The sequence below is a fragment of the Staphylococcus pasteuri genome, assembly GCF_030547725.1.
GTDB classification, from domain to species: domain Bacteria; phylum Bacillota; class Bacilli; order Staphylococcales; family Staphylococcaceae; genus Staphylococcus; species Staphylococcus pasteuri.
In genome coordinates this window covers 1-259 of the sequence record NZ_JAUOQO010000511.1, presented here as the reverse complement: position 1 = coordinate 259, position 259 = coordinate 1, and the positions used below count along the sequence as shown (strand labels likewise).

Sequence of the window (259 nt, the reverse complement as noted above, 5' to 3'; positions counted from 1 at the left end):
CTCCATTAGAGCTCTCCACTTCTTTTGATATTTGAATTCCCATAAAATCAAAAACAGATCTTAGAAGAGTAAATATATATGGTTGAGACTCAATTTCCTTACACTGTACTAATATTCCATCATTACCATTTTTCCATAAGTACTCATAACCCCGGTGTTGTTCAATACAATGTTTTACAAAAACATCTAAGCACCTTAAAACAAAATCCTTCAAGGTTTTTTCGCTTTCAATTTTTGTTGATGTCAATAAGCTCCGCAC

At 32.4% G+C, this 259-nt stretch carries 1 protein-coding gene; it reads right to left on the bottom strand.

The genetic code is table 11. The features are described from left to right. Positions 1 to 247: DUF8371 domain-containing protein (locus Q4528_RS14545; RefSeq protein WP_303522357.1), on the bottom strand; the 247-nt coding region annotated here is incomplete at its 3' end. Between the last annotated feature and the right edge of the window lie 12 nt (positions 248 to 259).